Genomic DNA, 25,991 nt, shown 5'->3' with positions numbered 1-25,991 from the left:
TGGGGTTTGCCGCGCTTGTTCCGGTCATACGCACTGGATAACATCCGCTAACAATCTAATTCGAGTTTCCAGCGCGCCCGCCTCATCCCATGTTCAAACGCACTCTTCGGCAGCACGCGCTGGCCGCGGCGCTGGCCCTGTCCGCCGCCGTCGTTGCCGGCTGGGTCGCCTGGCACCCGCTGGCCTTGAAGACCGAGCCAGTCCCCGCCGCCGCACCCGGAATCTACATCCCCAACCTGGGCAACACCCTGAATGAGCAGACGCGCAACCTGTCGCGGCTGAGCCAGGCGCTGCGCACGGGCGACCGGCTGGTGATCCTGGGGTCGTCCGAGCTGACCAGCAACGACCTGCGCTTCGTGCCGTATCGCTATCTGGCCGACGAATTGCAGATGCCCGTGCTGGCGTATGGCCATTCGGGCTTCCAGTCTCTGGGCATGCAGTTTGTGCTGGCCGCGCTGGCCAATGACCTGTCGCCCGCGTCCCGGGTGGTGATCATGCTGTCGCCCGGCTGGTTCGATGGCGACGGCGGACTGAGCGCAGACGAATTCAACGAACACGCCAACCCGCTCTTGCCGCGCCTGCTCAAGCAGCCCGAGGGCCGGGCGGAACTCGCCCGCTGGCTGCAAGACAAGGGCGACGCCCGCGTGGCCTGGTCGATGATGGCCGAACAGGCCTACGTGTTGCGCCAGCGCCTGGTGGATCTATGGGCGCCCGCGTACGCCGCATCCGCCCCCGTGCAGGAACCGGAAGGCCCGGCCGCCGCCGCGCGCGTCGTCGACTGGGACGCGCTGGCCCAAGAGGCCCAAAGCGCGGAACAGAGCCTGATGGCCGGCAACCGCTATGCCGTTCGCGATGATTTCTTCAACAAGTACCTGCGCACGATCCCCGAAGGCGGCAAGACCGCCTACCAGCCGCAGCCCCTGACCGGGCGCGACGAGCTGCGCGAATTGACCGCGCTGATGGCGCTGCTGCGCCAGCACAACGTGAACGCGCTGTTTGTGATGCAGCCGCTGCACCCGATGGTGTTCAAGGATCTGAATCGCTTTGAACCCGTGCAACGCGAAGTGGCCTCGTTGTGCCAGCGCTACGCCATGACCTGCATGGACATGTACAGCGCGCCGTTCGAAGTCGGGATGCTGCGCGACGTGCAGCACCTGGGCGAACTGGGCTGGCTGCGCGTGAATCAGAAAATCGCCGAGACCTTCCGGCCATGACAGGCGCCCAGATATGAAAAGAACCCTTTGGCTGTGCCTGTTGTATCTGGGCGTGCTGGCCGTGCTGCTGATTCAAGCCGACACGGCCGCCAACCTGGGCAAACCGATGGAAATCGAGTTCCAGTACTCCAAGTTCTGAAGCGGCTGACGGGGACGGACCAGGCTTTGGTTTTCCAACGCAACCAGGGTCAGGTCACAAATCTGCAATAATCGGCTCCTCTCGCCGGAACCTCGCCCCCCGCCTCCATGTTCGACCTCTTCCACGGCCTAGATCTCTGGGTCGGCCTCAGTCTTGTGCTGGCCCTGACATTCGTCCTGGCCTTTGAATTCATCAATGGCTTTCACGACACGGCGAACGCCGTGGCCACGGTCATTTACACCAAGGCCATGCCGCCGCATCTGGCGGTAGTGCTGTCCGGCATTTTCAACTTCCTGGGCGTGCTGCTGGGCGGCGTGGGGGTGGCATACGCCATCGTGCACCTGCTGCCGGTGGAGCTGCTGATCAATGTGGATACGGGACGCGGGCTGGCCATGGTGTTCGCCATGCTGGCCGCGGCCATCGCCTGGAACCTGGGCACCTGGTACTTCGGCATCCCGGCTTCAAGTTCGCACACGCTGATCGGTTCGATCCTGGGCGTGGGTCTGGCCAACGCCTTGATCACCGACCTGCCGCTGGCCGATGGCGTCAACTGGGGCAAGGCGGTCGATATCGGCCTGTCGCTGGTAGCCTCGCCCATCGCCGGCTTTGTGGTGGCGGGCGGGTTGTTGCTGCTGCTCAAGCGGTGGCTGCCGGTCTCGAAGATGCACAAGACGCCTGACCAGCGCCGCGCCATCGACAACAAGAAGCACCCGCCCTTCTGGAACCGCCTGGTGCTGGTGCTGTCCGCCATGGGCGTGAGCTTTGTGCACGGCTCCAATGACGGGCAAAAGGGTATTGGCCTGATCATGCTGGTGCTGATCGGCATCGTGCCGGCCAACTTCGTGCTGGATACGACCAGCACCACCTACCAGATCGAACGCACCCGCGACGCGGCGAACCATCTGAACGTGTTCTACCAGCGCAACGAAGCGATGCTGGGCGACTTCCTGGCGCTCAAGCGTTCGGATTCCACCACCGAACTGCCGCGCAATTTCCGCTGCGACCCCGAACTGACCGTGCCGACGATTGCCGCCCTGCAAACCGACCTGGCGGGCGTCAGCAACTACGCCGACCTGTCGGCAGAAAAGCGCATCGACGTCCGCCGCTATCTCCTGTGCCTGGACGATACCGCCAAGAAGGTGTCGCGCATTGAAGGGCTGCCCGCCCGTGAACGCGCCGACTTGCAACGCCTGCGCGCCGACCTGACCGCCACCACCGAATACGCGCCCTTCTGGGTGATCGTGGCGGTGGCCCTGGCGCTGGGCGCGGGCACCATGGTGGGCTGGCGCCGCGTGGTGCTGACCGTGGGCGAGAAGATCGGCAAGCAAGGCATGACGTATGCGCAAGGCATGTCGGCGCAGGTGACGGCGGTGGCCGCCATCGGTCTGGCCAACGTGTTCAGCCTGCCCGTGTCCACCACCCACGTGCTGTCCTCAGGCGTGGCAGGCACGATGATCGCCAACAAGACCGGCCTGCAAGGCAACACCGTGCGCAACATCCTGCTGGCCTGGGTGCTGACCCTGCCCGCGTCGATGGCGCTGGCGGCCGGCCTGTTCTGGATCGGCGTGCAGATCGCGGGGTAATAGCTGGTTAATGGCTGGTTATGGCTGGCTGTGGTTGGCTAATGACTGGCTGATTGCTGGCTAACGGCCGGTTAATGACAAAACGGCCGTGCGGGCAATCCGCACGGCCGATGCAACACTCTGGCAACCGCGCCAGGGCTGTTTTTCAGCAAGGCCCGCGTCTACCATGGCGCCATGGCTACCTCGACCCCCACCCTGCATTACATTTTTGATCCGCTTTGCGGCTGGTGCTATGGCGCCGCGCCGCTCGTGGACGCCGCCCGCCGCGTCGCCGGCCTGCAAGTCACGCCCCATGGCGGCGGCATGATGACCGGCGGCAACCGCCAACCCGTCTCTGACGCCTTGCGACGCTACGTCATGCCGCACGATGAACGCATCGCGGGCCTGACGGGCCAGACTTTCGGCAAGGACTACTTCGACGGTTTACTGCGCGACACGGGCGCCGTGTTCGACTCCGAACCGCCCACCACCGCCATCCTGGCTGCGCAAACGCTGGCGGGCCGCGGGCTGGACTTGCTCAAGCGCTTGCAAGTGGCGCACTACGTGGAAGGCAAACGCATCGCCGACCCGGCGATTCTGAAGTTGCTGGCTCGCGAAATTGGCCTGGACGGCGATGCGTTCGATGCCGCCTACGCAACGGCCGAAGGCGCGGATACCGCCGCCCACATCGCGGCCAGCCGGAAGCTGCTGGCAGAGGTGGGCGGCACGGGCTTTCCCACCATGGCGCTAGAGCAGGACGGCGTGTACACGCTGCTGGAACCGGCCAAGTATCTGGGCCGTCCGGAACTGTGGCAAGCGGATTTGCAGGCGCGCGTGCAAGGCAAGAAGGCGTAAAAAAGGGGCGGCGTTCAGCCCGCTGGGTTAAGCCCGCTGGGTTCAGTACGCCGCATTCACCCCGCTGCATTCGCCCCGCCGCATTCACCCCGCTGCATTCACCCCCGCTGCATTCACCCCACCGCGTTCACCCCGCCGCGTTCACCCAGCCAGCGCCAGCAACACGCCATACCCCGCCATTCCCAACAACACAGCGACGCCAGTGTTGGCGACAAGGCGCGCAGCCACGCCCGTGACGACCAAGCCGCCCACATAAGGCGCGATGCGGGCGGCGTCCGCCCCCGCATCCATCAAGTCAGGCACGATCACCGCCGCCGCGATGCCCGCCAGCAGGCTGGGCCCCAGCGCGGCCAGCGCCGAGCCTTCGCGCGACAAATGGCGCAACAGGCGGCTGCGTTCGGACAACATGAAAGGCAGCGCGCGCGTCAGATACGTAATGACGGCCATCGCAATCACCGCGCCCCAAAAACCCAAGCCTTCGGCGTTCATGGTGCCCTCTTCAAACGGTAGGCCACGCAGCCGACGATGGCGCCGACCAGAATCGCCAGCGTCGTATGGCCCATGGCGGCCGCGGCGGCCGCGCCCGCCACCGCGGCGATGACGGGCAAGCCCATGCCGCGCTTGGCGCTCTGGCACACCAGCGCCATGAACAGCGCGGGCAAGGCGAAACGCATCACTTGCGACAGCATCGGGTAATGGCGTTCCAGCCCGTCGCCCGCGTAGACGCCCACCGCCGTGCCCGCAATCCACGTCAGCCAGGCGCCCAGCCCCAGCGCAATCATCCAGCCCTGGCGCCGTGCGGGCGGCACGGTTTGCAGGCGATTGAAGGCCGTGGCGAAGACCTCATCAGTCAGCAGAAACGCGACCTTCAACCGGTCGCGCAGCGCCGCCGGCAGAAAGCGCGACAGCAGCGGGCCATACAGCAGATGGCGCGCATTCAACAGCGAACACAGCGCCACCACCCATAACCAGGGCGTGCCGGCCTTGATCGAGGCCAGCAGCAGGAATTGGCTGGCTCCGGCGTAGACAAATACGGAAATCAGGATGACTTGCAGCGGGGTCAGCCCCGCCGCCATGCCCGCAATGCCGAACGTCACGGCCACCGGGAAGTAGCCGATCATGACGGGCAGGCAGGATTTCAGGCCATCCAGGCGCGCGCTGGCCGCGGGGGCCTGCGCGGAAGGGGAAGACGTCTCCAAGATGCGTTTCGCTTGTTTGTTGTGGCAAAGCAAGCGCGTAGTTTACTGGCCCCTTATCCCCTCTGCCCCTCTGCCCCGGCCGTAATCAGCGGTCCGTTCCCTCCAGCGCACGCAGGTGCGCCTTCAGGCGGCGCACTTCCTGGCTCAGGTCCAGGATCAGCGCCACGGCGTCCAGGCTGGCGCCGAAATCATGCTCAAGGCGGCGGGCATGCAGCGCGCGCTGCAAGTCGACGCTATAGAAGCACCATTCCGCCTGCTGGCCGCTGGCGTTGACGATGCCGACCTCTACCAACTGAGCGACCCATTCCACTTCCGCGCCGCATGCGCGCGCCAGGTCGTCCGCGCTGAGCGGCTGTGATTTGCCCACGACGGTGGCGCTGGTGATGACAACTTTCTTCATGATCAAACCCCCATGTGGCGCCGTGGGTTGAAGGGCACGTCTTGCTGGAGCTTGCGGTAGGCCGCCTTGGCCGCCTCGCTATCGGCAGGCGGCAACACCAGGTCCAGCACCAGGTACAAATCGCCCGGCGGATCACCCGGTATGCCGCGCCCGCGCAGACGCAGCTTGCGCCCATTGCCCGAGCCAGCCGGAATCGACACTTCAACGGTGCCGCCCGGCGTGGGCGTGTTCACCTTCGCGCCCAGCGCGGCTTCCCAGGGCGCCACCGGCAGCGTCATGTAAAGGTCACGCCCTTCCGCCCGATATTGCGGATGCGGCTTGAAGCGCACTTCCAGGTAAAGATCGCCATTTTCTCCGCCGCCGTAACCGGGCATGCCCTGCCCCGACAGCCGGATGTACTGGCCTTCACGCACGCCCGCCGGAATGCGCACGCTGAGCGTGCGCGTCTTCATGTGGGGGCGGCCCTGGTCGTCCATTTCCATTGCCCGTAGGCTGATGTCGCGCGTCGCGCCCTTGAGCGCGTCTTCCAGGTCGACTTCGATAGCGGCGTGATGGTCGTCTCCGCGTGCGCGGAAATCCTGCTGGCGCGCGCCGCCGCGCTGGCCGCGTCCGCCAAACAGTGACGAAAAGAACTCGCTGAATTGCGCTTCGTCGCCGGGCGCTGCGCCGCGGTGGAATTCGAAGCCTTCGTCCCAGCCCGGTGGCGGTTGGAAGCCGCCATCAGGCGACACGCCAGCCGCAAGATTGTCATAGGCCAGGCGCTTTTCTTTGTCGCGCAAGACGTCATAGGCCTCGTTGACGTCGCGCATGCGGACCTCGGCGTCGCTTTCCTTGCTGACGTCCGGATGGTATTTGCGGGCGAGTTTGCGGTATGCGCGCCGGATTTCGTCTTCCGACGCGCCGCGCTCCACCCCAAGAATGCTGTAGTAGTCCTTGAACTCCATTTTCCAGCCCACCTTAACGGTTTCGGCCGCGCGCGGCGGCGCCGCATCCGGCCTTGAATATCAAGAAGATAGGGGTTGCGAACCGATTTTTCAATGTCATTCGCCAGGGCGGCTGGCCGCGTTTGGAAGCATTTGGGCCGTAAGCGTCAGTGACTTGTCGCATCAGTGGCGTAGTATCTGATTTTTACCGGTCGGCTCCACCCTTTGACCGTCCGCCCGGATCACCCCGCAGGATTCACGATGAAGATGAGCAACATCCCCTTCGGCACCACTGATTGGTCCGAAGTCGAACGCACCGAACACGCTGGCGACACCGGTATGGCGTACTGGCGCACCCGCCAGTTTGGCGACCTGCGCGTGCGCATGGTCGAATACACGGCCGGTTACCTGGCCGACCACTGGTGCAGCAAAGGCCACATCCTGTTCTGTCTGGAAGGCGAGCTGCACACCGAACTGGAAGACGGCCGCCAATTCCTGCTGACCCCGGGCATGAGCTACCAGGTGGCCGATCAGGCCGAACCGCATCGCTCGTCTACCGCCACGGGCGCCAAGCTCTTCATCGTTGACTGACGCGCCGGCGCGACACGGCAAATTGCAATTGCGTTACGCTTTGCAATTCGCATGGCCTCCCGCCACGTGTCGATTCCGTACCGCCATCGCAACCCCCGCCTGACCGGAGACATGATTTGGGCGCCCCGATTACGCTATACGTCGATTCCCAGTTCCTTAGCCCCTACGCCATGTCGGTGTATGTGGCGCTGACCGAAAAGCAGTTGCCTTTCGAAGTGCGCCCCATTGACCTGAGTGCGGGCGAGCAACGCATGCAGCCCTATCAATGCCGCGCGCTGACGGCCCGCGTGCCGGCGCTGACGCATGACGACTTCAACCTGACCGAGTCGAGCGTCATCGAGGAATACCTGGAAGAAGTCTTCCCCGCGCCCAAGCACGCGGCGCTGTATCCCCAAGGCATCCGAGAACGCGCCCGCGCCCGCCAGTTGCAAGCGTGGCTGCGCAGCGACCTGGGCGCGCTGCGCCAGGAACGCCCCACTGAAACCGTGTTCTACGGCCAAGCCGGCCAGCCCCTGTCCGACGCCGCGCACGCCGCGTCGGCCAAGCTGATCCAGGTGGCCAGCTACCTGGTTGGCGTGGGCCAGACGACGCTGTTCGACGACTGGTGTATTGCCGACCTGGACTTGGCGGTGACGCTCAAGCGCCTGGCGCTGGATGATCTGCCCGACCCCTTGCGCGCCTACGCCGATGCCCAATGGCAACGGCCCTCCGTCCAGAAATGGCTGGAGCACAACGCCGCCGCGCGGGACTGACTCCCCCGCAGGCGCCGCGATACCATGGCCCCAAACAGCTGAAGCCCTCTCCGAAGCCGTGCGTCACGCCCTGTTAAGCAGGGACAGATAGCACGCTTTTTTTGACCGGGATCAACCCATCTTATGTTGCAGCGCAGCATCTGTTGCGGTGTAATGGGGAGGTCAACTCGGCCGGTTCCACTCGGGAATCGGCCCGGCGGCCTTTCGCCGCCGGGAGCAACTTACAGGAGATCGCCATGGCCGGTTCCGGCAACGATCGCGTCCCCACCCCGTCCTTCAACCCCTGGACGGCCGCCTACGAATACGCCGTGGATGCCTGGCAGCGTGGCGTGCTCTACGCCGATGTGCTGCGCCAGCGCGGCAACCAGTACCACGAACACATGGCCAAGCGCGCGCCCAACGTGCTGAGCATGGAGTTTGAGCTGGTGCTGGATGGCCGCGAATTGCCGCGCCCCGTTAACTACGGGCTGTTGCGCATCAAGCCGCCCGCCGACGTGGAAACGGACCCGATCAAACGCCCCTTCCTGGTCGTTGACCCCCGCGCCGGACATGGCCCCGGCATTGGCGGCTTCAAGCCTGAAAGCGAAATCGGCGTGGCCGTGCGTGCCGGCCACCCCTGCTACTTCGCGACCTTTCTGCCCCAGCCCATGCCAGAGCAGACCGTCGAAGACGTGATGATGGCGGAAGCGCACTTCCTGGAAAAGATCATCGCGCTGCACCCGGACGCGGAAGGCAAGCCTGTTGTGGTCGCCAACTGCCAGGCCGGCTGGCAGATCATGATGACGGCGGCGATTCGCCCGGAACTGTTCGGCCCCATCATCGTGGCCGGCGCTCCGCTGTCTTATTGGGCAGGCTGGCGCGGCATGAACCCCATGCGCTATTCCGGCGGTTTGCTCGGTGGCAGCTGGCTGACGGCGATGACAAGCGATCTGGGCAATGGCAAGTTCGACGGCGCCTGGCTGGTGCAGAACTTCGAAAACCTGAATCCGGCCAACACGCTGTGGTCCAAGCAGTACAACCTGTACTCCAAGGTGGACACCGAGGCCGACCGCTACCTGAGCTTTGAAAAATGGTGGGGCGGCCACGTATTTTTGAACGGCCCCGAAATTCAGTACATCGTCGACAACCTGTTCGTCGGCAACCGCCTGTCCACCGCAGGTCTTGTGACGTCTGACGGCATCCGCATCGACCTGCGCAACATCCAATCGCCCATCGTGGTGTTCTGCTCCAAGGGCGACAACATCACGCCCCCGCCGCAAGCGCTGGGCTGGATTCCCGACCTTTATCAGAACGAAGCCGAAGTGCTGGCGCACGGCCAGACCATCGTCTACGCCGTGCATGAAAGCATCGGCCACCTGGGCATCTTCGTGTCGGGCAGCGTGGCCCGCAAGGAACACCAGGAATTCACGTCGAACATCGACATGATCGACGTGCTGCCGCCCGGCATCTACGAAGCCGAGATCGTCGACAAAACGCCCGACACGCCCAACGCCGACCTGGCGTTCGGCAACTACGTGCTGTCGTTCGAACAGCGCAAGCTGGACGACGTGCGCGCCATCGTCGACCGCAAGGAAGAAGACGACCGCCGCTTTGCTGCGGTTGCCCGCATCTCGGACATCAACCTGGGCATGTACCGCAGCTTCATGCAGCCGTGGTTGCGCGCCATGGTCACGCCGCAATCGGCCGAATGGAGCCAACGCCTGCATCCGCTGCGCCTGCCCTACGAGCTGATCTCGGACCGCAATCCGATGATTGCGCCCATTGCCAAGGTGGCCGAGCAGGTGCGTGAAAATCGCCAGGAAGTATCGTCGGCCAACCCCTTCCTGATGGCGCAGGAAATGTTCTCAAACTGGGTCGAGACCAGCCTGAACATCTGGCAGGAAATGCGCGACTCGGCTGATGAGCGCACGTTCATGAGCGTCTATGGTTCGCCGCTGGTGCAGGACCTGGCCGGCTTGGGCGCGAAGTCTGGCCCGCCACGCAAGCACCCGGGCGTGTCGCCGGAACATCGCCGCTTCATGGAAGAACGCGCGTCTGAGCTGCGTTCGCTGGTGCAGGAAGGCGGCTTGCGCGTCGCAGCCATTCGCATGCTCTTGTATGTGTCCGGCGCCGAAGGCGGCCTGGACGAACGCAGTTTCGCCTTGATCCGCAAGATGCGCGCCGAATCCGACAACGCGATGACCTTGCAGGAATTCAAGGACGTCACGCGCGATCAGGCCTTGATCCTGACGCTGGATTCGGATGCCGCCATCCAGGCCATGCCGCGACTGCTTGAAAATTCGCCCGCTGCCGCCATCCGCGGCACGCTGCGCAACATGAAGCATGTGCTGGAAGCCGCCGAACCGCTGAGCCCCGCTGCACGCGAAAGCCTGGCGGAAATGGAGCGCATCTTCGAAACGGCCGAGCGCCGTGCGCTCAAGCGCGAACAGGGCAATGTGACCAAGCTGCCGGAGCCGTCCGCCCCGATCATGACGCTGGTCGAAGCGGCGGCAAGCGTGCCCGCCAAGAAGGCGGTGCCGCACCCCGAGGCGGCAAAATCCGCCGCGGCCGAACTCGAGGCGAAAGCGCCGGCGAAGCGAGCAGCCAAGGTAGCGACCAAGACGGCTGCTAAGACGGACACTAAGACAGACACTAAGACGGCCCCTAAGACGGCTGCTAAGACGGCGACAAGGACGGCGACCAAGGCAGCAGGCAAGACCGCCGCCAAGCCGGCCACGACGGCGGCTACCAAGGCAGCTACGAAGGCGGCCACGTCGTCGGCCACGTCGTCGGCCACCAAGACGGCCGCGCCCGCCAAGCGCGCCGCCAAGCCCGCCGCCCGTCAACCCGCCAAGGTGAAATCCGCATGACGCTGCCCACCTCGACGCATTACGACAAGCTCATCGCGCGCGCGCAGACGCTGGAACCGGCCTTCTGCGCCATCGCCCACCCCTGCGACGAGCCGTCGCTGTCGGCAGCGCTGGAAGCGCGCGACCTGGGCCTGTTGCACCCGATTCTGGTGGGCCCGGAAAAGAAGATCCGCGACACGGCCGCCCAGTTCAATCTGAACTTGGGCGACGCCCGCATCGTTGACGTGCCGCACAGCCACGCGGCCGCCGAAACGGCCGTGGCGCTGGTGCGCAATGGCGAGGCCACCTTGCTGATGAAGGGCAGCCTGCACACCGACGAGCTGATGCATGAAGTGGTGGCGCGCACAACGGGCTTGCGCAGCGGCCGCCGCATCAGCCATGCATTCATCATGGAAGTGCCGACCTACGCCGAGCCGCTCTTCATCACCGATGCCGCCATCAACATCTTCCCCGACCTGGAAACCAAGGCCGACATCATCCGCAACGTGATCGACCTGCACCAAGGCCTGGGGCTGGGCGAACCGCGCGTGGCGATTTTGTCGGCGGTGGAACAAGTCACGCCCAACATTCCCAGCACCATCGAAGCCGCCGCGCTGTGCAAGATGGCTGACCGTGGCCAGATCACGGGCGGCTTGCTGGACGGCCCGCTGGCGCTGGACAACGCGATCAGCCCGGACGCCGCGCGCATCAAGGGCATCCGCTCGCCCGTGGCGGGGGTGGCGCAAGTGCTGGTCGTGCCCGATCTGGAAGCCGGCAACATGCTGGCCAAGAACCTGACGTTCCTGGCTAACGCCGAAGCCGCCGGCATTGTGCTGGGCGCGCGCGTGCCCATCATCCTGACCAGCCGGGCCGACAGCCCGCGTTCGCGCCTGGCCTCGTGCGCGGTGGCGGCGATCTACGCGCACCACCTGAGCCAGCAAGCAGCCCGTCCGCTGGCCTGACACGTTGGCCTGACACGTTGGTCTGAAACGTTGATCTGAAACGCGGGGTTGATCCCCGCCCCATTGCTACCGGATTCCAGAGCCATGAGCGACACCATTCTCGTCATCAACGCCGGCAGTTCCAGCATCAAGTTCTACCTGTACGACATCGACGACAAGCAAGAACTCGCGCCGCGCCTGGGCGGGCAGCTGGAAGGCATCGGCACGTCACACCCCCGCTTGCGCGTGCGTGYCGCCGACGGCCAGACGCTGGTCGAACGCGACATTGCGCCCGCCCACGCCGCCGACGTGCCCAACGGCCAGGAAGTGGTCGGCACGTGGCTAAGCGGCCATCTGGGCGGCGCGCCGCTGGCGGTGGGCCACCGCGTGGTGCATGGCGGCCCGGATCTGTCTGAACCCGTCCTGATCGACGACGCCATCCTGGCCAAGCTCGACACCTTCACCCCGCTTGCGCCGCTGCATCAGCCAAACAATCTGGCGCCCATTCGCGTCATCCGCGAACGCCGCCCGTGGATTCCGCAGGTGGCGTGCTTCGACACCGCCTTTCACCGCAGCCATTCCGATGTGGCCGACCGCTACGCGCTGCCGGAATCGCTGTATCAGGAAGGCGTGCGCCGCTACGGCTTTCACGGTCTGTCTTACGAGTACATCGCGCAGCGCTTGCGCCAGGCGCTGCCTGACCTGGCGATGGGCAAGATCATTGCCGCGCATCTGGGCTCGGGCGTGTCGGCTTGCGCCATGTTTGAAGGCAAGAGCGTGGACAGCACGATGGGCTTCACCGCACTGGAAGGCCTGCCCATGGGCACGCGACCCGGCCGGCTGGACCCAGGCGTGGTGCTGTGGATGATGGAACGCGGCATGGACCACGACCAGATCGAGCACCTGCTCTATCACGACTGCGGCATGAAAGGCCTGTCGGGCATCAGCAACGACATGCGCGAACTGCTGGCCAGCGATGCGCCCGCCGCGCAATTGGCGCTGAAGTATTTCGCGTGGCGCGTCGCCGAAGGCATGATCGGCCTGGGCTGCGCCATGAACGGTATCGACGGCATCGTCTTCACCGCCGGCGTGGGTGAAAATTCTGCCGAAATCCGCCAAGCCATCGCCGACCATTGGGGCTGGCTGGGCATCAAGCTGGACCCCGAACGCAACGCTCATCACGGGCCGCGCATCTCTACCGACGACAGCCGCATCGGCGTGTATGTGGTCCGCACGAACGAAGAGCTGATCATCGCGCAGCACACGCTGGCCTTGGTGCGTCAACGATGAACGCGCCCACCCTCAACCCGGCGCTGCCGCTGGCTGGCAAGCGTGGACTGGTCACCGGCATCGCCAACGCGGATTCCATTGCCTGGGGCTGCGCCAAGGCGTTTCGTGCGATGGGCGCGGAGCTGGCCGTAACCTACCTGAACGACAAGGCGCTGCCGCATGTGGAGCCGCTTGCGCGCCAGGTGGATGCGTCATTGCTGATGCCGCTGAACCTGTTGAACGAGGGCGAACTGGAAGCCGTGTTCGACCGCGTCACCGCCGAATGGGGCCAGCTGGACTTCGTGCTGCACTCCATCGCATTCGCGCCGCGCGCCGACCTGCACGGCCGCGTCACCGACTGTTCGCGCGAGGGCTTTCTGCAAGCGATGGACGTGTCGTGCTGGTCATTCATCCGCATGGCAAAACTTGCCGAACCGCTGATGGCCAAGGGCGGCGCCCTCTTCTGCATGAGCTATTACGGCTCGCAGATGGTGGTGGAACACTACAACATGATGGGCCCGGTCAAAGCCGCGCTGGAATCCGCCACGCGCTATCTGGCCGCCGAACTCGGCCCGCAAGGCATCCGCGTGCATGCGATATCTCCGGGGCCGCTGAAGACGCGCGCCGCATCGGGCATTGCGGAATTCGACGCCTTGCTGGACCGCGCCCAGTCCAAGGCGCCGGCGCGCAGCCTGGTGTCGATTGATGACGTGGGCGAAGCCACCGCCTGGCTCGCCACGGACGCTGCCCGTTTGATGACGGGGCAGACGCTGTACATCGACGGCGGCTATCACATCATCGATTAGGGGCACGCCAACGTCGGGGCAACGTCGGAGCAACGTCGGAGCAACGTCGGGGCGACGTCGGGGCAACGTCGGAGCAACCCCGGGGCAACGTCGAAGCAACCTCGGGGCGACGTCAGGCCAAACTCAGGCCAACGTCTCTGGCGCTGGCTGACGCCAACGTTCAATCGCTTCCACCGCTTGCTCTGGGCTGCCGAAGATTTTGTCGCGGCCGATCTTCTTGACCAGCCCCGAGCGTTCCAGCGCCATGCGGAACTGGCCGTGGCCGCCCGCCACCAGCAGGGTGATGTGGCGGTCGTCGAGCTCGCGCTTGAGCTCGTACAAGGCTTCCACCGCGTCGGCATCGGCCTGCGTCATGGCTTCGGCGTCCAGCACGAACCATTGCACATCGCCAGCCTGATCCATGACTTCGCGCGCGCGGCGGCGGAAGGCGTCGGCGTTGAAGAACCATACCGACGATTCAAATAGCCAGATCACGGCGCCCGGCACCGGCTGCGCTTCGGGATTCAGGTGCAGCTTGCCCAGCACGGATTCGCCCGGCAACCGGCCCAGCAGCGCATCACGCGGGTTGCCTGACACGTACATCGCGTACAGCAAGGTCGCGCCCACCGACACGGCCACGCCTTGCAGCACGCCGAATCCCACCACGCCTACCGCTGCCAAGATGCCGAATGCCAGTTCGATGCGGGAAATTCGCGCCAGCCGCATGAAGGCTTTGACATCAAACAAGCTCACCGCAGCCAGCAGCAAGATGGCTGACAGCACTGCTTGCGGCAGCCAGTACAACGGCTCACTCAAGAGACCCACCACGATCGCCAGCGCCATCGCCGCGCTGATGCTGACCAAGGGCGATGACCCGCCCGCCACCAGCCCCACCGCCGTGCGCGAATCGGCGCCCGTCACGACGAAACCCTGGAACAGGCCTGCCGCGACGTTGGCCGCGCCGAACCCCACGAGCTCGCGGTTGGGGTCAACGTGCTCGCCCGTGCGCGCGGCAAAGCTGCGCGCGGTGACGATGCCGCTGGAAAAGCTGACCACCAGCACGCCTGCCGCACCCAGCAAGATGCTGTCCACGCCTTCAAGCCGAACGGGCAGGCTGATGCCGGGCAAGCCGGCAGGCACTTCGCCCACCACCGCAATGCCCAGCTCGGGAAAGTTGAATAGCCACGACAGCAGACAGCCGCCCAGCACCAGCAAAATCGGCCCCGGCCACGCCGGGCGCCAGCGCTTGAGCCCCACCAACAGAATGCACGACGCCAGCCCCAGGCAAAGCGTTGGAATCTGAATTTCCTGAATGCGGCGCGACAACTCCAGAAACGGATGCACCAGCCCGCTATTGCGCAAGCCCACGCCCGTCAGGCCACTCAGTTGCGACATCGCCAGCGTGATGGCCACGCCCGCCATGTAGCCGATCAGCACGGGGCGCGACAGCAGGTTGGCCAGCACGCCCAGCCGCAGCACGCGCGCGATCAGGCAGCCCACGCCTACGGTCAGCGCAATGCCCGTGGCCGCAACCAGGCGGTCTTCGGGCGAGGTCAGCGCCATACCCGTCAAGGTGGCGGCGATCAGCGTGCAGGTAGCGGTGTCCGGCCCCACGATCAGCGTGCGCGACGAGCCGAACAACGCGTAGCCCAGCATGCCCGCAATGGCGGCCCACAGGCCGGCAACGGGCGGCACGCCCATCATTGCGGCGTACGCCAGCCCCACCGGCAAGGCCACGGCCGCCACGCTCAACCCGGCCATGACGTCGCGCCGCGCCGAGTCCCGCGTGATGCCACGGAAATTATTCAGGCCGGGAAAGAAACGTAGATTCATGGTGCTGCGAACGACCTGAAGGTTGAGATGACGCAAGGCGCGTGAGGACCGCCAGCCTACACCAAGGGCAGGCGCACCAAACCGTTTTAGATCAAACGACCGCCGCGTGCCATCCCTCAATCCATTCGCATTCCATTCCCGCATTCCATTCCCTTATGGAATAGAGTTTGTTGATTATTTATCTCTTTTGTAGGAAAGGAGGATTGCGTAGAGTCCCTCGCATAAGAAAAGCGGCGACACGCCGCGTCAATGCACACCGACACGGCCCGCCGCCTCGCCCACCCGATGCGGATACAACGGCCGGCACATTTGGAGACTCCATGTCCTACGCCTTCCTGCGGCGCGCCAGCCGCGCGCTCGCTGTCGCCGGGCTTGCCGCGGTTGCCGCTGGCGCCGCCCCCGCCGCCTACGCCCAAAGCTACCCCGAGCGCCCCATCAAGCTCGTCGTGCCATGGCCCCCGGGCGGCGCCACTGACTCGCTGGCCCGCCTGCTGGCGCAACGCCTGACGGAACGCCTGGGCCAGACGGTGATCGTGGACAACAAGGCCGGCGCAGGCGGCAATATCGGCACGGCGTCGTTCGTCCGCGAAAAGGCGGACGGCTACACGCTGCTGATGGCCACCAGCTCCACTAACGCTGCGAACCCGCATCTGTATTCGCGCCTGGGGTTCGATGCGTCCAAGGACTTCGCGCCCGTCGCTTTCGTGGCCGAGATCCCGAACATTTTGGAAGTGCCCAAGCAGTCACCCTTCAAATCGGTGGCGGACCTGGTGGCCGCCGCAAAGGCTGAGCCGGGCAAGCTGAATTACGGCTCGGGCGGCGTGGGGTCGTCGCAGCACCTGGCGGGCGCGCTGTTCAAGCATCTGACCGGTGCGGACGTGCTGCACATTCCCTACAAGGGCAGCGGCCCCGCCGTGTCGGATCTGCTGGCCGGACAAGTCGACATGATGCTGGACACGGGTTCATTGGCCCAGGTGCAAGCAGGCGCGTTGCGCGCGCTGGCCGTTGCGTCGCACCAGCGTTTGCCGGCGCTGCCGGACGTGCCCACGTTCGAGGAAGCCGCGGTGCCGAAGATGATTGCGTCGGCCTGGTACGGCATCGTCGCCCCTGCCGGCACGCCGGCCGATGTGGTGCAACGCCTGAACAAAGAAGTGAACGCCGTCACGGCCACGCCGGAAGTGAAGCAGCGCATGGAAAGCATGGGCGCGCTGGTGCCGGCCGGTCAAACGCCGGAGCAGTTCAGCGCGTTTATTCAATCTGAAATTGCGCGGTATGCCGAGATCGTGAAGATCTCGGGCGCGAAGATGGAATAGCCACCGGCATCTGGCGCCCGCATCTGGCGCCGGCATCTGACACCGGCATCTGGCTGGACGAAAAAAACGCCCCGAAAGGGGCGTTTTTGAATGGCGCGCGGACACGTTGCGAACGTGCCCGCCCCACCGTTTACTTTGCCGCGCGGGCTTCCAGCACGGCCACGGCCGGCAGGGTTTTGCCTTCCAGGAATTCCAGGAATGCGCCGCCGCCCGTCGAGATGTAGCCGACTTGTTCGCCGATGCCGTACTTGGCGATGGCGGCCAGCGTGTCACCGCCGCCCGCAATCGAAAAGCCGTCCGATTCCGCGATGGCGCGCGCCACCACTTCGGTGCCGTTGGCGAACTGGTCGAATTCAAACACGCCCACCGGGCCGTTCCAGACGATGGTGCCAGCCTTCTTCAGGATCTCGGCCAACTGCGCCGCGGTCTGCGGGCCGATGTCCAGAATCATGTCGTCGTCGGCCACATCGGTGGCGGCTTTCACCGTCGCTTCAGCATCCGCGCCGAACGCCTTGGCGCACACCACGTCCACCGGAATCGGCACGGCCGCGCCGCGCTGCTTCATCAGTTCGATCACGGCGCGCGCCTGATCCACCTGGTCGGGTTCGGCCAGCGACTTGCCAATCGGCAGGCCAGCGGCCAGCAGGAAGGTGTTGGCGATGCCACCACCCACCACCAGCTGGTCAACCTTGTCGGCCAGCGATTGCAGGATGGACAGCTTGGTCGACACCTTGGAGCCGCCCACGATGGCGACCAGCGGGCGCTTGGGTTCGTGCAGCGCACGGCCCAGCGCGTCGAGCTCGGCTTCCAGCAAGGGGCCGGCGCAAGCCACGGGCGCAAAGCGCGCGATGCCGTGCGTGGTGCCTTCGGCGCGGTGGGCGGTGCCGAACGCGTCGTTGACATAGACGTCGCACAGCGCGGCCATCTTCTTGGCCAGCGCTTCGTCGTCTTTCTTTTCGCCGACGTTCACGCGGCAGTTTTCCAGCAGCACGACCTGGCCGTGATCCACCTGCACGCCATCGACCCAGTCACGCACCAATTGCACGGGCATGCCCAGCAATTCGGATAGGCGCTGGCCAACCTTGGCGAGCGAGTCGGCTTCGGTCAGCACGCCTTCTTTCGGGCGGCCCAAGTGGGACGTGACCATCACGGCGGCGCCGGCATCCAGCGCCAGGCGAATGCCGGGCACCGACGCACGGATGCGGGTGTCTTCGGAAATGCGGCCGGCATCATCGAACGGCACGTTCAAGTCGGCACGAATGAACACGCGCTTGCCGGACAGTGCGCCGGACTTGGCCAGCGCGGACAGGGTATTGACCTTGGACATATTTGAATTCCTACGATGGGCGAACAAAGGGGACGAACCCATTTTCCGCAATGGCGGAAAATAAATCCGTCCCCTCTGGACTGACCGTGTTGCTTACTTGGCCGACATCAGCGCGACGGTGGTGTCGAGCATGCGGTTCGAGAAGCCCCACTCGTTGTCGTACCAGGACGAGACCTTGACCAGACGGCCCGAGACCTTGGTCAGCGACGCGTCAACGGTGCTGGAGGCCGGGTTGTGGTTGTAGTCCACCGAAACCAGGGGCTCGGTGTTGTAGTCCAGAATGCCCTTCAACTCGCCTTCCGACGCCGCCTTCAGGATGCTGTTCACTTCTTCGGCGGTCGTGTCGCGGCTGGCCACGAACGACAGGTCAACCAGCGACACGTTGATGGTCGGGACGCGGATGGCGTAGCCGTCCAGCTTGCCATTCAGTTCCGGCAGCACCAGGCCCACGGCGGCGGCAGCGCCGGTCTTCGTGGGGATCATGCTCATCGTGGCCGAACGCGCGCGGCGCAGGTCTTCGTGATAGACGTCGGTCAGGACCTGGTCGTTGGTGTAGGCGTGAACGGTCGTCATCAGGCCGTTTTCCAGACCCAGCTTGTCGTTCAGCGGCTTGACCAGCGGGGCCAGGCAGTTGGTGGTGCACGAAGCGTTCGAGATGACGGTGTCCGTCGACTTCAGCACGCCGTGGTTCACGCCGAAGACGATGGTGGCGTCCACATCCTTGCCGCCCGGGGCCGAGATGATGACTTTCTTGGCGCCGCCCTTGATGTGCGCGCCGGCCTTTTCCTTCGTCGTGAAGAAGCCCGTGCATTCCAGAACCACGTCGACCTTCAGCTCGCCCCAGGGCAGTTCAGCCGGGTTGCGGTTGGCCAGCACGCGGATCTTGTCGCCGTTGACGACCATGAAGTCGCCGTCGACTTCGACGGTGCCCGGGAACTTGCCGTGGGCGGTGTCGTAACGCGTCAGGTGCGCGTTGGTCTTGGGGTCGCCCAAGTCGTTGATGGCGACGATTTCGATATCGTGCTTCTTGCCACCTTCGTAGTGGGCACGCAGGATGTTGCGGCCGATGCGACCGTAACCGTTGATGGCGACGCGAATAGTCATACTAAGCTCCTTTTTTACAAAACCTGTTTGACGGTCTCGGCCACCTTGTCGGCGGTCAGCCCGAAGAACTTGAACAGTGCGCCGGCCGGAGCGGACTCACCGTAGCGGTCGATGCCGACCACGGCGCCTTCAAGGCCCACGTACTTGTGCCAGAAGGCGGTGACGCCGGCTTCGACAGCCACGCGCGGCAGGCCCTTGGGCAGCACGGATTGTTTCCAGGCGGCATCTTGCTTATCGAACACGTCAGTGCTGGGCATGGAGACCACGCGCACAGCAACGCCTTCCTTGGCCAGCTGCGCCTGCGCGTCCAGCGCGATGGCCACTTCCGAGCCCGTGGCGATGATGACGGCGCGGGCGCCTTCGGCATCACGCAGCACGTAGCCGCCGCGCGCAATGGCGTCAACGGTTGCGGCGTCGCGCGGCACGAACGGCAGGTTCTGGCGCGACAGCAACAGGGCCGTCGGGCCGCCGTCATGGACGTCCATGCCGATGCTGGTCGGGCGCGTCACGGCGGCATTCCAGGCGACGGCGGTTTCAGCCGTATCGCAAGGACGCCAGAGCGACAGGTTGGGGATCAAACGCAGGCTGGCGGCGTGTTCGATGGATTGGTGAGTCGGGCCGTCTTCGCCCAGGCCGATCGAATCGTGCGTGAACACGTGCACCACGCGCTGCTTCATCAGCGCGGCCATGCGGATGGCGTTGCGCGAGTAGTCGGAAAACGTCAGGAACGTGCCGCCGAAGGGCAGGTAGCCGCCGTGCAGGGCCACGCCGTTCATGATGGCGGCCATGCCGAATTCGCGCACGCCGTAGTTGATGTGGCGGCCGAACTGGATGCCCTTGTCACCGGCGCGAACGGCGGCAACGCCCTTCCAGTCGGTGAAGTTGGAACCGGTCAGGTCAGCGGAACCACCCAGCATTTCCGGCAGCACCGGCGCCAGCGCGCCGATGGCGAATTGCGAGGCCTTGCGGGTGGCCACGGTTTCGGCTTTTTCCAGCGTGGCGTTCAGGAATGCCTTGAACTGTTCGTTGTAGCCTTCGGGCATGTCGCCCTTCATGCGGCGCGTGAATTCAGCGGCTTCGGCGGGGAATTCGGCGGCGTAGGCGTCAAATGCAGATTGCCATTCGGCTTGCGCGGCTGCGCCCTGCTTGCGGCCATCCCAGCCGTCGTACACGGCTTGCGGAATCTGGAAGGGTTCCGACGACCAGCCCAGCGCAGCGCGCGTGGCGGCGATTTCGTCCTTGCCCAGCGGCGCGCCGTGCACGTTGTGCGTGCCGGCCATGTTGGGCGAACCCTTGCCGATCACGGTGCGGCAGATCACCAGCGTGGGCTTTTCCGATTGCGAACGCGCGGCCTTGATGGCGGCGTCCACGGCGGCGACGTCATGGCCGTCTACGCCACGGATCACGTTCCAGCCGTAGCCTTCGAAACGCTTGGCGGTGTCGTCGGCGAACCAGTGTTCGACGTGGCCGTCGATGGAGATGCCGTTGTCGTCATACAGCACGACCAGCTTGGACAGCTTCAGCGTGCCGGCCAGCGAGCACACTTCGTGCGAGATGCCTTCCATCAGGCAGCCGTCGCCCGTGAAGGCGTAGGTGTGGTGGTCGACGATGGTGTGGCCGGGCTTGTTGAATTCAGCAGCCAGCAGCGCTTCAGCCAGCGCCATGCCCACGGCGTTGCCCAGGCCCTGGCCCAGCGGGCCGGTGGTCGTTTCCACGCCCGGGGTGATGCCCACTTCGGGGTGGCCCGGCGTCTTGGAATGCAGCTGGCGGAAGTTCTTCAGTTCTTCGATCGGCAGATCGTAGCCCGTCAGGTGCAGCAGGGCGTAGATCAGCATCGAGCCGTGGCCGTTGGACAGCACGAAGCGGTCGCGGTTGGCCCAGGCGGGATCTTTGGGATTGTGGCGCAGGTTGCCCGTCCACAAGGCTTGGGCGATTTCCGCCATGCCCATGGGTGCACCCGGATGCCCGGAGTTCGCTTGTTGCACGGCATCCATCGCGAGGGCGCGGATGGCATCCGCCAAGGCAAGTTTAGGGGCGGTCGGATTGCTCATTCGGAAGGCTCTTTGAAGCTGACCCGTCTACAGGAAATATAGGGGCCAGTTGAGTGGGTTGCGAAGCAGACGATTTTAGCATCAGGGGATTTCCCTCACGCCATCCCCCTTAAGCTCGATGTAATGCGCGATGTAATCAGCCGTTTCCGCGAGAGAAGTATTAGCGTACATCCCACAATTGCGGGAATGTGGTCTGACATTCAGGATGTGGCCCTGTACCCCTCTACCGGAGCCGCCTACCATGGGCCTCATGCTGAAACTCACCATTCCTGTCGAAGGCATCATGGCATTGCGCACCGCGCTGGGCGAAGAGCGCGCCATTGCGGTGGCGCGCTCACTTGAGCACGCCCAGATCAAAGGCGAAGCCGAACTGGCCGCCAAGCTTCGGCAGGACTGGCGCAATGAAATGGCCACCATGATTGCCCCCTTCGCGCGCCGTGAAGAACTGGCTGAAATCCGCAATCAGATTGCGCAGTTGCCCACCCGCGAAGAACTCAAGCGTTTCGCCACCCACGAAGATCTGGCCGACCTGCGCGCGCAGTTCATGCGCCTGGACAAGAAAATGACCGTGGGGTTTCTGACGCTGCTGGGCCTGAACCTGGCGTCCAGCGCGCCCACCTTCCTGGAATGGGGGGTCAAGATGGTAGGCTACGCGCTCAAATAATCTGCTCGCCCGCCCCTTCTTCGCCAGAACCCCATGTCCGCCCCCCGCTTCTTTTGCGACATCCCCCTTTCCGCCGGCACCCGCATCGCCTTGCCCGAAGCGCTGGCGCACCACGCGCTGCGCGTGCTGCGGTTAAAAGCCGGTGAAACCGTTGTGCTGTTCAATGGCCAGGGTGGCGAGTACCCCGCCGTGCTGGACGTTGAAGGCAAGGCGGGCTTTGCTCAACTGGGTGATTTCACCGCTCGCGAAGCCGAGCTTGGCGGACGCATCACCCTCGTGCAGGGTCTGCCTTCGGGCGACAAGATGGATTGGGTGGTGGAAAAAGCCGTGGAGCTGGGCGCCGCGCGCGTCAGCCCCATCGCCGCGCAACGCAGCGTGCTGCAACTGTCTGGCCCCCGGCTGGATAAGCGCGTGGCGCATTGGCAGCGCATTGCGCAATCCGCCGCCGAGCAATGTGGCCGCAACCGGCTGATGGCGGTGGATGCCCCGCAATCGCTGGCCGACTGGCTGGCTCTGCCTGCCGAAGGCCCGCGCCTGTTGTGCCACCCCGAAGCGGCTGACGACCTGGCTGGCGCGCTGCGCGCCACGCCCGGCGTGCAGGCGCTGACCTTGTTGGTGGGGCCTGAAGGGGGCTGGTCTGACAAGGAATTGGAACTCGCCCGTCAGGCGGGTGTGCAGGCCGTGCGATTCGGCCCGCGTGTGCTGCGAACCGAGACCGCCGGGCTGGCGCTGATATCTGCTGTCAGCGCCTTGTTGGGCTGGTAGCGTTTGAGCTGGCGGTTTAGCTGGCGGTTAAGCTGGTAGCGGTTGGGCGGGTAGCGATCAGTCGTTTTCGCCGTAAGGCGCGGCCGCAATGCCGGGCTCCGGGTCGGGGTGCTTGCCTGCGTGTTCAATAACAAACGCAAAGATGCGCCCGTTCTCGCGGGCAAAATCGGCTGCGTCCGAACACACCGTTTCAATGCGGGCGGCGTCCTCTTCCAAGACCGGGTCGCCGGAATGCAGCCGGTACAGCCACAGCACGACGCCAATCTTGTGATCCAGCACCGTGTCGCACAGGCAGTCATAGAGCGCATCCAGGTTGCCGCCGAAGTATTCGGGGAAGTCCACCGCCTTGACGATGGCGCGCAGCACCGCAGAACGGCTCCTGGCAGGATCGCAGTTGGCAACGAACAAGGACAGGCCCAGTTCGTGGGAGGCATCCACCACGGCCTTCTTGTCCAGCCCTTCATGAGGAAGCGCTCCGCCGCGCAGAAGCTGCTTCTGCAACGTAGATTGGCCATTGCGCGTCATGCCTGAGCCTCCTTGAAAAAGGCGATCACTTCGTCGTTACGCTGCATCGTATCGGCATAACCCAGATCGATCAATCGCTTGGTGTAGCTGGATTCGAACAAGAGATAGGACATCAGGGCCCCGCCTCCTGGACGGCGTGGATCGGACGATACACCGAGTACGCGAAAAAGAGCACGGGCTTGTGCAGGCATGTCGTTCAAGTGTTCCAGCGCCATCGTGTCCAGCGACTGGCTGGGCGTGATCGTCAGCACCTGAATGCGCCGCACATTCACGGTCGCGCCGTCCGGCGTGGCGTGGTCCATCAGGTAATTGATGCGCTCCAAGCGCTCAACGTCTACCGACAAGCCATCCAGGAAAATGCTAGACAGCGCATGGCCGCCCACTTGGGCCAAAGAGGGATACGGCGGCGAATCCGCCCGGTGCTCAGGGTGGGTGTCGTCGCGGAACCCTGTGCCAATCACCATCACCCGATGCGCCCCCAGATGAATGGCCGGGCTGATCGGGGCCAGTTGCCGCATGGAGCCGTCGCCGCACCACTCGCCCTTGCCATGCACCTGGACCTGGCGGGCGGGGAACACAAACGGAATCGACGACGACGCCATCAGATGATCCATGCTGATCGGCGTGGGGATGGCCAGGCGCAGATATCGGTGCCAGGGCTCGATGGGCGTGTGCGCCTGGTAGAACGTCAGATGCTCGCCGCTGGTGTAGCCCGACGCGGTAATCGCCAGCGCCGACAGCGAACCGCGTTCAAGATTGGACCGCAAGTTGCCAAAGTCCAGCACCCGCCCCAGCAGGGCTTCCATGGGGCTGTTGTCCAGCAGCGATTGCGGCCGCTTGCGCGTCAACCCCGAATACATCCAGCCCAGCGCCAGCAGGCCCAGCCAGCGCACGCCCGTGCGGATCAGGCCCGGCGCGTCGGCGCGGTAAATCATGTCGGTGTTCAGCGACGACCACAGCCGGCGGATGCGGCGCACGCCCAGGTGCGGGCGGTCGGCGCGGCACGCCAGCGCGGCGGCGTTGATCGCGCCGGCAGAGGTGCCGCAAATGATGTCGAAGGGATTCTGGAAGCGCGAGTGCCAGTCGGGGTCCAGCAGCTCCATGATGGCGCTGAGCACGCCGACCTGATAGGCGGCTCGCGCGCCGCCACCCGTCAGGACCAGACCGGTCGGCGTGCGTGGGCACGCCGGGCCGGCGGGACTGACTTCAACGTGGCGTGTTGACATCGACCACAGTCATCGCGGTCATGTTGACGATGCGGCGCACGGTCGAGCTGGAGGTCAAAATATGCACCGGCGCATTGCAGCCCAGCAGGAACGGGCCCACCGCCACGTTGCCGCCGGCTGCCGTCTTGAGCAGGTTGTAGGCGATGTTGCCGGAGTCCACGTTCGGGCACACCAGCAGATTCGCTTCGCCCTTCAGCGTGGACGACGGCAGGATGCGCATGCGCAGCGCTTCGTCCAGCGCGCAGTCGCCGTGCATTTCGCCGTCGATTTCCAGGTCGGGGGCTTGCTCGCGCACGATTTCCAGCGCACGGCGCATCTTGGCGCCAGACGCCGAACTGCCCGAACCGAAGTTCGACCGCGACAGCAGCGCCACCTTCGGCGCCAGGTACATCCGGCGCATTTCGTTGGCGGCCGCGATCGTGAATTCCGCGATCTGTTCGGCCGACGGTTCGTCGTTCACGTGCGTGTCCACCAGCACCACCGTGCGCTCGTTGAGCAGCAGGATGTTCATGGCGGCATATACGTTGTGGCCGGGGCGGCGGCCAATCACTTCATCTACAAAACGCAGGTGATCGTGATACGCGCCCACCGAGCCGCAAACCATGCCGTCGGCGTCGCCCAAGTGAACCATCATCGCGCCAATCAAGGTCATGCGGCGGCGCATTTCCACGCGCGCCATTTCCTTGGTGATGCCGCGGCGGCACATGCGTTCCCAATACGTCGTCCAGTATTGATGGAAACGTTCGTCGTATTCCGGGTTGGTGACTTCAACGTCTTCACCCAAACGCAAGCGCAGGCCCAGCTTTTCGATGCGGGTCAGCAGTACCGACGGACGGCCCACCAGGATGGGACGCGCCAGGCCTTCGTCCACCACCACTTGCACGGCGCGCAGCACGCGTTCGTCTTCGCCTTCCGCAAACACGATACGGGCCGGGCCGCCCTCGCGCACGATGCGCTTGGCCGCCGAGAACAGCGGCTTCATGAACGCGCCCGAGTGGTACACAAACTGCTGCAACTGTGCTTCGTAGGCTTCCAAGTCAGCCAGCGGGCGCGTGGCGACACCACCATCCATGGCGGCCTTGGCCACTGCCGGGGCGATGCGCACGATCAGGCGCGGGTCGAACGGCTTCGGAATCAGGTATTCGGCGCCGAATGAAATATCGAACGTGCCATACGCCGCGGCGACGACTTCGTTCTGCTCTTCCTGCGCGAGCTGGGCAATGGCGTACACCGCCGCCTTTTCCATTTCACGCGTGATGGTCGTGGCGCCCACATCCAGCGCACCACGGAAAATGTACGGGAAACACAGCACGTTGTTGACCTGGTTCGGGTAGTCCGAACGGCCCGTGGCCATGACCACGTCGTCACGTACCGAGTGCGCCAGTTCCGGCAGGATTTCCGGGGTCGGGTTGGCCAGCGCCAGAATCAGCGGGCGCGTGCCCATGGCAGCAACCATCTCGGGCTTCAGCACGCCGCCTGCCGACAGCCCCAGGAACACGTCGGCGTCCTGGATCACTTCGGCCAGCTTGCGGGCGTCGGTTTTCTGCGCAAAGCGCGCCTTGTCCGGGTCCATCAACACGGTGCGGCCTTCATAGACCACGCCTTCGATGTCCGTCACCCAGATGTTTTCCAGCGGCAGACCCAGGTCCACCATCAGGTCCAGGCAAGCCAAGGCAGCGGCGCCCGCGCCCGAGGTCACAACCTTGACCTTCTTGATGTCTTTAC

At 64.8% G+C, this 25,991-nt stretch carries 24 protein-coding genes; 13 read left to right on the top strand and 11 right to left on the bottom strand.

Annotated elements, in window-relative coordinates; all coding sequences use genetic code 11:
• Positions 1-89 precede the first annotated feature (89 nt).
• From AC1DSJ_RS21200 to AC1DSJ_RS21185, 4 genes are all read left to right on the top strand, one after another.
• Positions 90-1,214 carry a D-alanyl-lipoteichoic acid biosynthesis protein DltD gene (locus AC1DSJ_RS21200; RefSeq protein ID WP_054422531.1) on the top strand — a complete coding sequence of 375 codons (1,125 nt, stop codon included), beginning with the start codon at positions 90-92 and terminating at the stop codon, positions 1,212-1,214.
• A gap of 13 nt (positions 1,215-1,227) precedes the next feature.
• Positions 1,228-1,353, top strand: a complete 126-nt coding sequence (locus AC1DSJ_RS21195; RefSeq protein WP_255696068.1) for a hypothetical protein — start codon at positions 1,228-1,230, stop codon at positions 1,351-1,353.
• Between the two features lie 107 nt (positions 1,354-1,460).
• The gene (locus AC1DSJ_RS21190; protein ID WP_342067040.1) at positions 1,461-2,936 is read left to right on the top strand and encodes an inorganic phosphate transporter; all 1,476 of its coding nucleotides are present in this window, start codon (positions 1,461-1,463) and stop codon (positions 2,934-2,936) included.
• 174 nt (positions 2,937-3,110) lie between these two features.
• On the top strand, positions 3,111-3,770 hold the full coding sequence (locus tag AC1DSJ_RS21185; RefSeq protein ID WP_441372091.1) for a DsbA family protein: 660 nt from the start codon (positions 3,111-3,113) through the stop codon (positions 3,768-3,770).
• A gap of 141 nt (positions 3,771-3,911) precedes the next feature.
• On the opposite strand, the gene AC1DSJ_RS21180 is transcribed toward AC1DSJ_RS21185, so the two are convergent.
• From AC1DSJ_RS21180 to AC1DSJ_RS21165, 4 genes are all read right to left on the bottom strand, one after another.
• Positions 3,912-4,259: an AzlD domain-containing protein gene (locus tag AC1DSJ_RS21180; protein WP_175171422.1), complete on the bottom strand. Its 348-nt coding sequence runs from the start codon at positions 4,257-4,259 to the stop codon at positions 3,912-3,914.
• Positions 4,256-4,969: an AzlC family ABC transporter permease gene (locus tag AC1DSJ_RS21175; protein WP_441372090.1), complete on the bottom strand. Its 714-nt coding sequence runs from the start codon at positions 4,967-4,969 to the stop codon at positions 4,256-4,258. Before AC1DSJ_RS21175 ends, AC1DSJ_RS21180 begins: the two co-directional genes overlap by 4 nt.
• 85 nt (positions 4,970-5,054) lie before the next feature.
• The gene (locus tag AC1DSJ_RS21170; RefSeq protein WP_054422535.1) at positions 5,055-5,369 is read right to left on the bottom strand and encodes a chaperone modulator CbpM; all 315 of its coding nucleotides are present in this window, start codon (positions 5,367-5,369) and stop codon (positions 5,055-5,057) included.
• A gap of 2 nt (positions 5,370-5,371) precedes the next feature.
• Complete coding sequence (locus AC1DSJ_RS21165; RefSeq protein WP_054422536.1) at positions 5,372-6,313, bottom strand: DnaJ C-terminal domain-containing protein; 942 nt, start codon at positions 6,311-6,313, stop codon at positions 5,372-5,374.
• Positions 6,314-6,553: 240 nt separating this feature from the next.
• Here AC1DSJ_RS21165 and AC1DSJ_RS21160 point away from each other — a divergent pair, with 240 nt between their 5' ends.
• The 6 genes from AC1DSJ_RS21160 to fabI all read left to right on the top strand — a co-directional run bounded on the left by AC1DSJ_RS21160 (position 6,554) and on the right by fabI (position 13,479).
• A complete protein-coding gene (locus tag AC1DSJ_RS21160) occupies positions 6,554-6,883 on the top strand; it encodes a DHCW motif cupin fold protein (protein ID WP_054422537.1) in 330 nt (109 codons plus the stop codon).
• 116 nt (positions 6,884-6,999) lie between these two features.
• On the top strand, positions 7,000-7,635 hold the full coding sequence (gene yfcF / locus AC1DSJ_RS21155) for a glutathione transferase (RefSeq protein ID WP_175171420.1): 636 nt from the start codon (positions 7,000-7,002) through the stop codon (positions 7,633-7,635).
• 236 nt (positions 7,636-7,871) lie between these two features.
• On the top strand, positions 7,872-10,484 hold the full coding sequence (locus AC1DSJ_RS21150) for a DUF3141 domain-containing protein (protein ID WP_441372089.1): 2,613 nt from the start codon (positions 7,872-7,874) through the stop codon (positions 10,482-10,484).
• Positions 10,481-11,425: a phosphate acetyltransferase gene (locus AC1DSJ_RS21145; RefSeq protein WP_054422540.1), complete on the top strand. Its 945-nt coding sequence runs from the start codon at positions 10,481-10,483 to the stop codon at positions 11,423-11,425. The genes AC1DSJ_RS21150 and AC1DSJ_RS21145 overlap by 4 nt, the downstream gene beginning before the upstream one ends.
• An 84-nt stretch (positions 11,426-11,509) precedes the next feature.
• Complete coding sequence (locus tag AC1DSJ_RS21140; RefSeq protein ID WP_476760388.1) at positions 11,510-12,694, top strand: acetate/propionate family kinase; 1,185 nt, start codon at positions 11,510-11,512, stop codon at positions 12,692-12,694.
• Positions 12,691-13,479, top strand: a complete 789-nt coding sequence (fabI, locus tag AC1DSJ_RS21135) for an enoyl-ACP reductase FabI (protein ID WP_054422542.1) — start codon at positions 12,691-12,693, stop codon at positions 13,477-13,479. The genes AC1DSJ_RS21140 and fabI overlap by 4 nt, the downstream gene beginning before the upstream one ends.
• A 123-nt stretch (positions 13,480-13,602) precedes the next feature.
• Here the strand turns inward: fabI and AC1DSJ_RS21130 are convergent, their stop codons facing one another.
• Positions 13,603-15,291, bottom strand: coding sequence for a SulP family inorganic anion transporter (locus AC1DSJ_RS21130; RefSeq protein ID WP_441372088.1), 1,689 nt, complete (start codon positions 15,289-15,291; stop codon positions 13,603-13,605).
• Positions 15,292-15,611: 320 nt separating this feature from the next.
• Here AC1DSJ_RS21130 and AC1DSJ_RS21125 point away from each other — a divergent pair, with 320 nt between their 5' ends.
• Positions 15,612-16,604: a Bug family tripartite tricarboxylate transporter substrate binding protein gene (locus AC1DSJ_RS21125; RefSeq protein WP_441372087.1), complete on the top strand. Its 993-nt coding sequence runs from the start codon at positions 15,612-15,614 to the stop codon at positions 16,602-16,604.
• Between the two features lie 130 nt (positions 16,605-16,734).
• Here AC1DSJ_RS21125 and AC1DSJ_RS21120 read toward each other — a convergent pair whose 3' ends face one another.
• From AC1DSJ_RS21120 to tkt, 3 genes are all read right to left on the bottom strand, one after another.
• A complete protein-coding gene (locus AC1DSJ_RS21120) occupies positions 16,735-17,931 on the bottom strand; it encodes a phosphoglycerate kinase (protein WP_441372086.1) in 1,197 nt (398 codons plus the stop codon).
• Positions 17,932-18,024: 93 nt separating this feature from the next.
• Positions 18,025-19,035, bottom strand: coding sequence for a type I glyceraldehyde-3-phosphate dehydrogenase (gene gap / locus AC1DSJ_RS21115; protein WP_006221200.1), 1,011 nt, complete (start codon positions 19,033-19,035; stop codon positions 18,025-18,027).
• A 14-nt stretch (positions 19,036-19,049) separates the two neighbouring features.
• Positions 19,050-21,086, bottom strand: coding sequence for a transketolase (gene tkt, locus AC1DSJ_RS21110; RefSeq protein WP_054422545.1), 2,037 nt, complete (start codon positions 21,084-21,086; stop codon positions 19,050-19,052).
• A 241-nt stretch (positions 21,087-21,327) separates the two neighbouring features.
• Between tkt and AC1DSJ_RS21105 the strand changes: the two genes are divergently transcribed.
• Both AC1DSJ_RS21105 and AC1DSJ_RS21100 read left to right on the top strand, forming a co-directional pair.
• Complete coding sequence (locus AC1DSJ_RS21105; RefSeq protein WP_441372085.1) at positions 21,328-21,750, top strand: hypothetical protein; 423 nt, start codon at positions 21,328-21,330, stop codon at positions 21,748-21,750.
• A 33-nt stretch (positions 21,751-21,783) separates the two neighbouring features.
• On the top strand, positions 21,784-22,515 hold the full coding sequence (locus AC1DSJ_RS21100; RefSeq protein ID WP_175171414.1) for a 16S rRNA (uracil(1498)-N(3))-methyltransferase: 732 nt from the start codon (positions 21,784-21,786) through the stop codon (positions 22,513-22,515).
• A 57-nt stretch (positions 22,516-22,572) separates the two neighbouring features.
• Here AC1DSJ_RS21100 and AC1DSJ_RS21095 read toward each other — a convergent pair whose 3' ends face one another.
• The 3 genes from AC1DSJ_RS21095 to AC1DSJ_RS21085 form a co-directional block, all read right to left on the bottom strand.
• Positions 22,573-23,040: a barstar family protein gene (locus AC1DSJ_RS21095; RefSeq protein WP_054422548.1), complete on the bottom strand. Its 468-nt coding sequence runs from the start codon at positions 23,038-23,040 to the stop codon at positions 22,573-22,575.
• A complete protein-coding gene (locus tag AC1DSJ_RS21090; protein ID WP_420840165.1) occupies positions 23,037-24,266 on the bottom strand; it encodes a patatin-like phospholipase family protein in 1,230 nt (409 codons plus the stop codon). Before AC1DSJ_RS21090 ends, AC1DSJ_RS21095 begins: the two co-directional genes overlap by 4 nt.
• Positions 24,247-25,991 (bottom strand): phosphate acyltransferase (locus tag AC1DSJ_RS21085; RefSeq protein WP_441372084.1); only part of this gene is annotated, 1,745 nt, incomplete at its 5' end. The genes AC1DSJ_RS21090 and AC1DSJ_RS21085, both read right to left, overlap by 20 nt.

Source organism: Achromobacter sp. 01N37 (assembly GCF_056399725.1).
The sequence above is the reverse complement of the archived record's forward strand: the minus strand, read 5'-3'. Positions and strand labels throughout refer to the sequence as shown.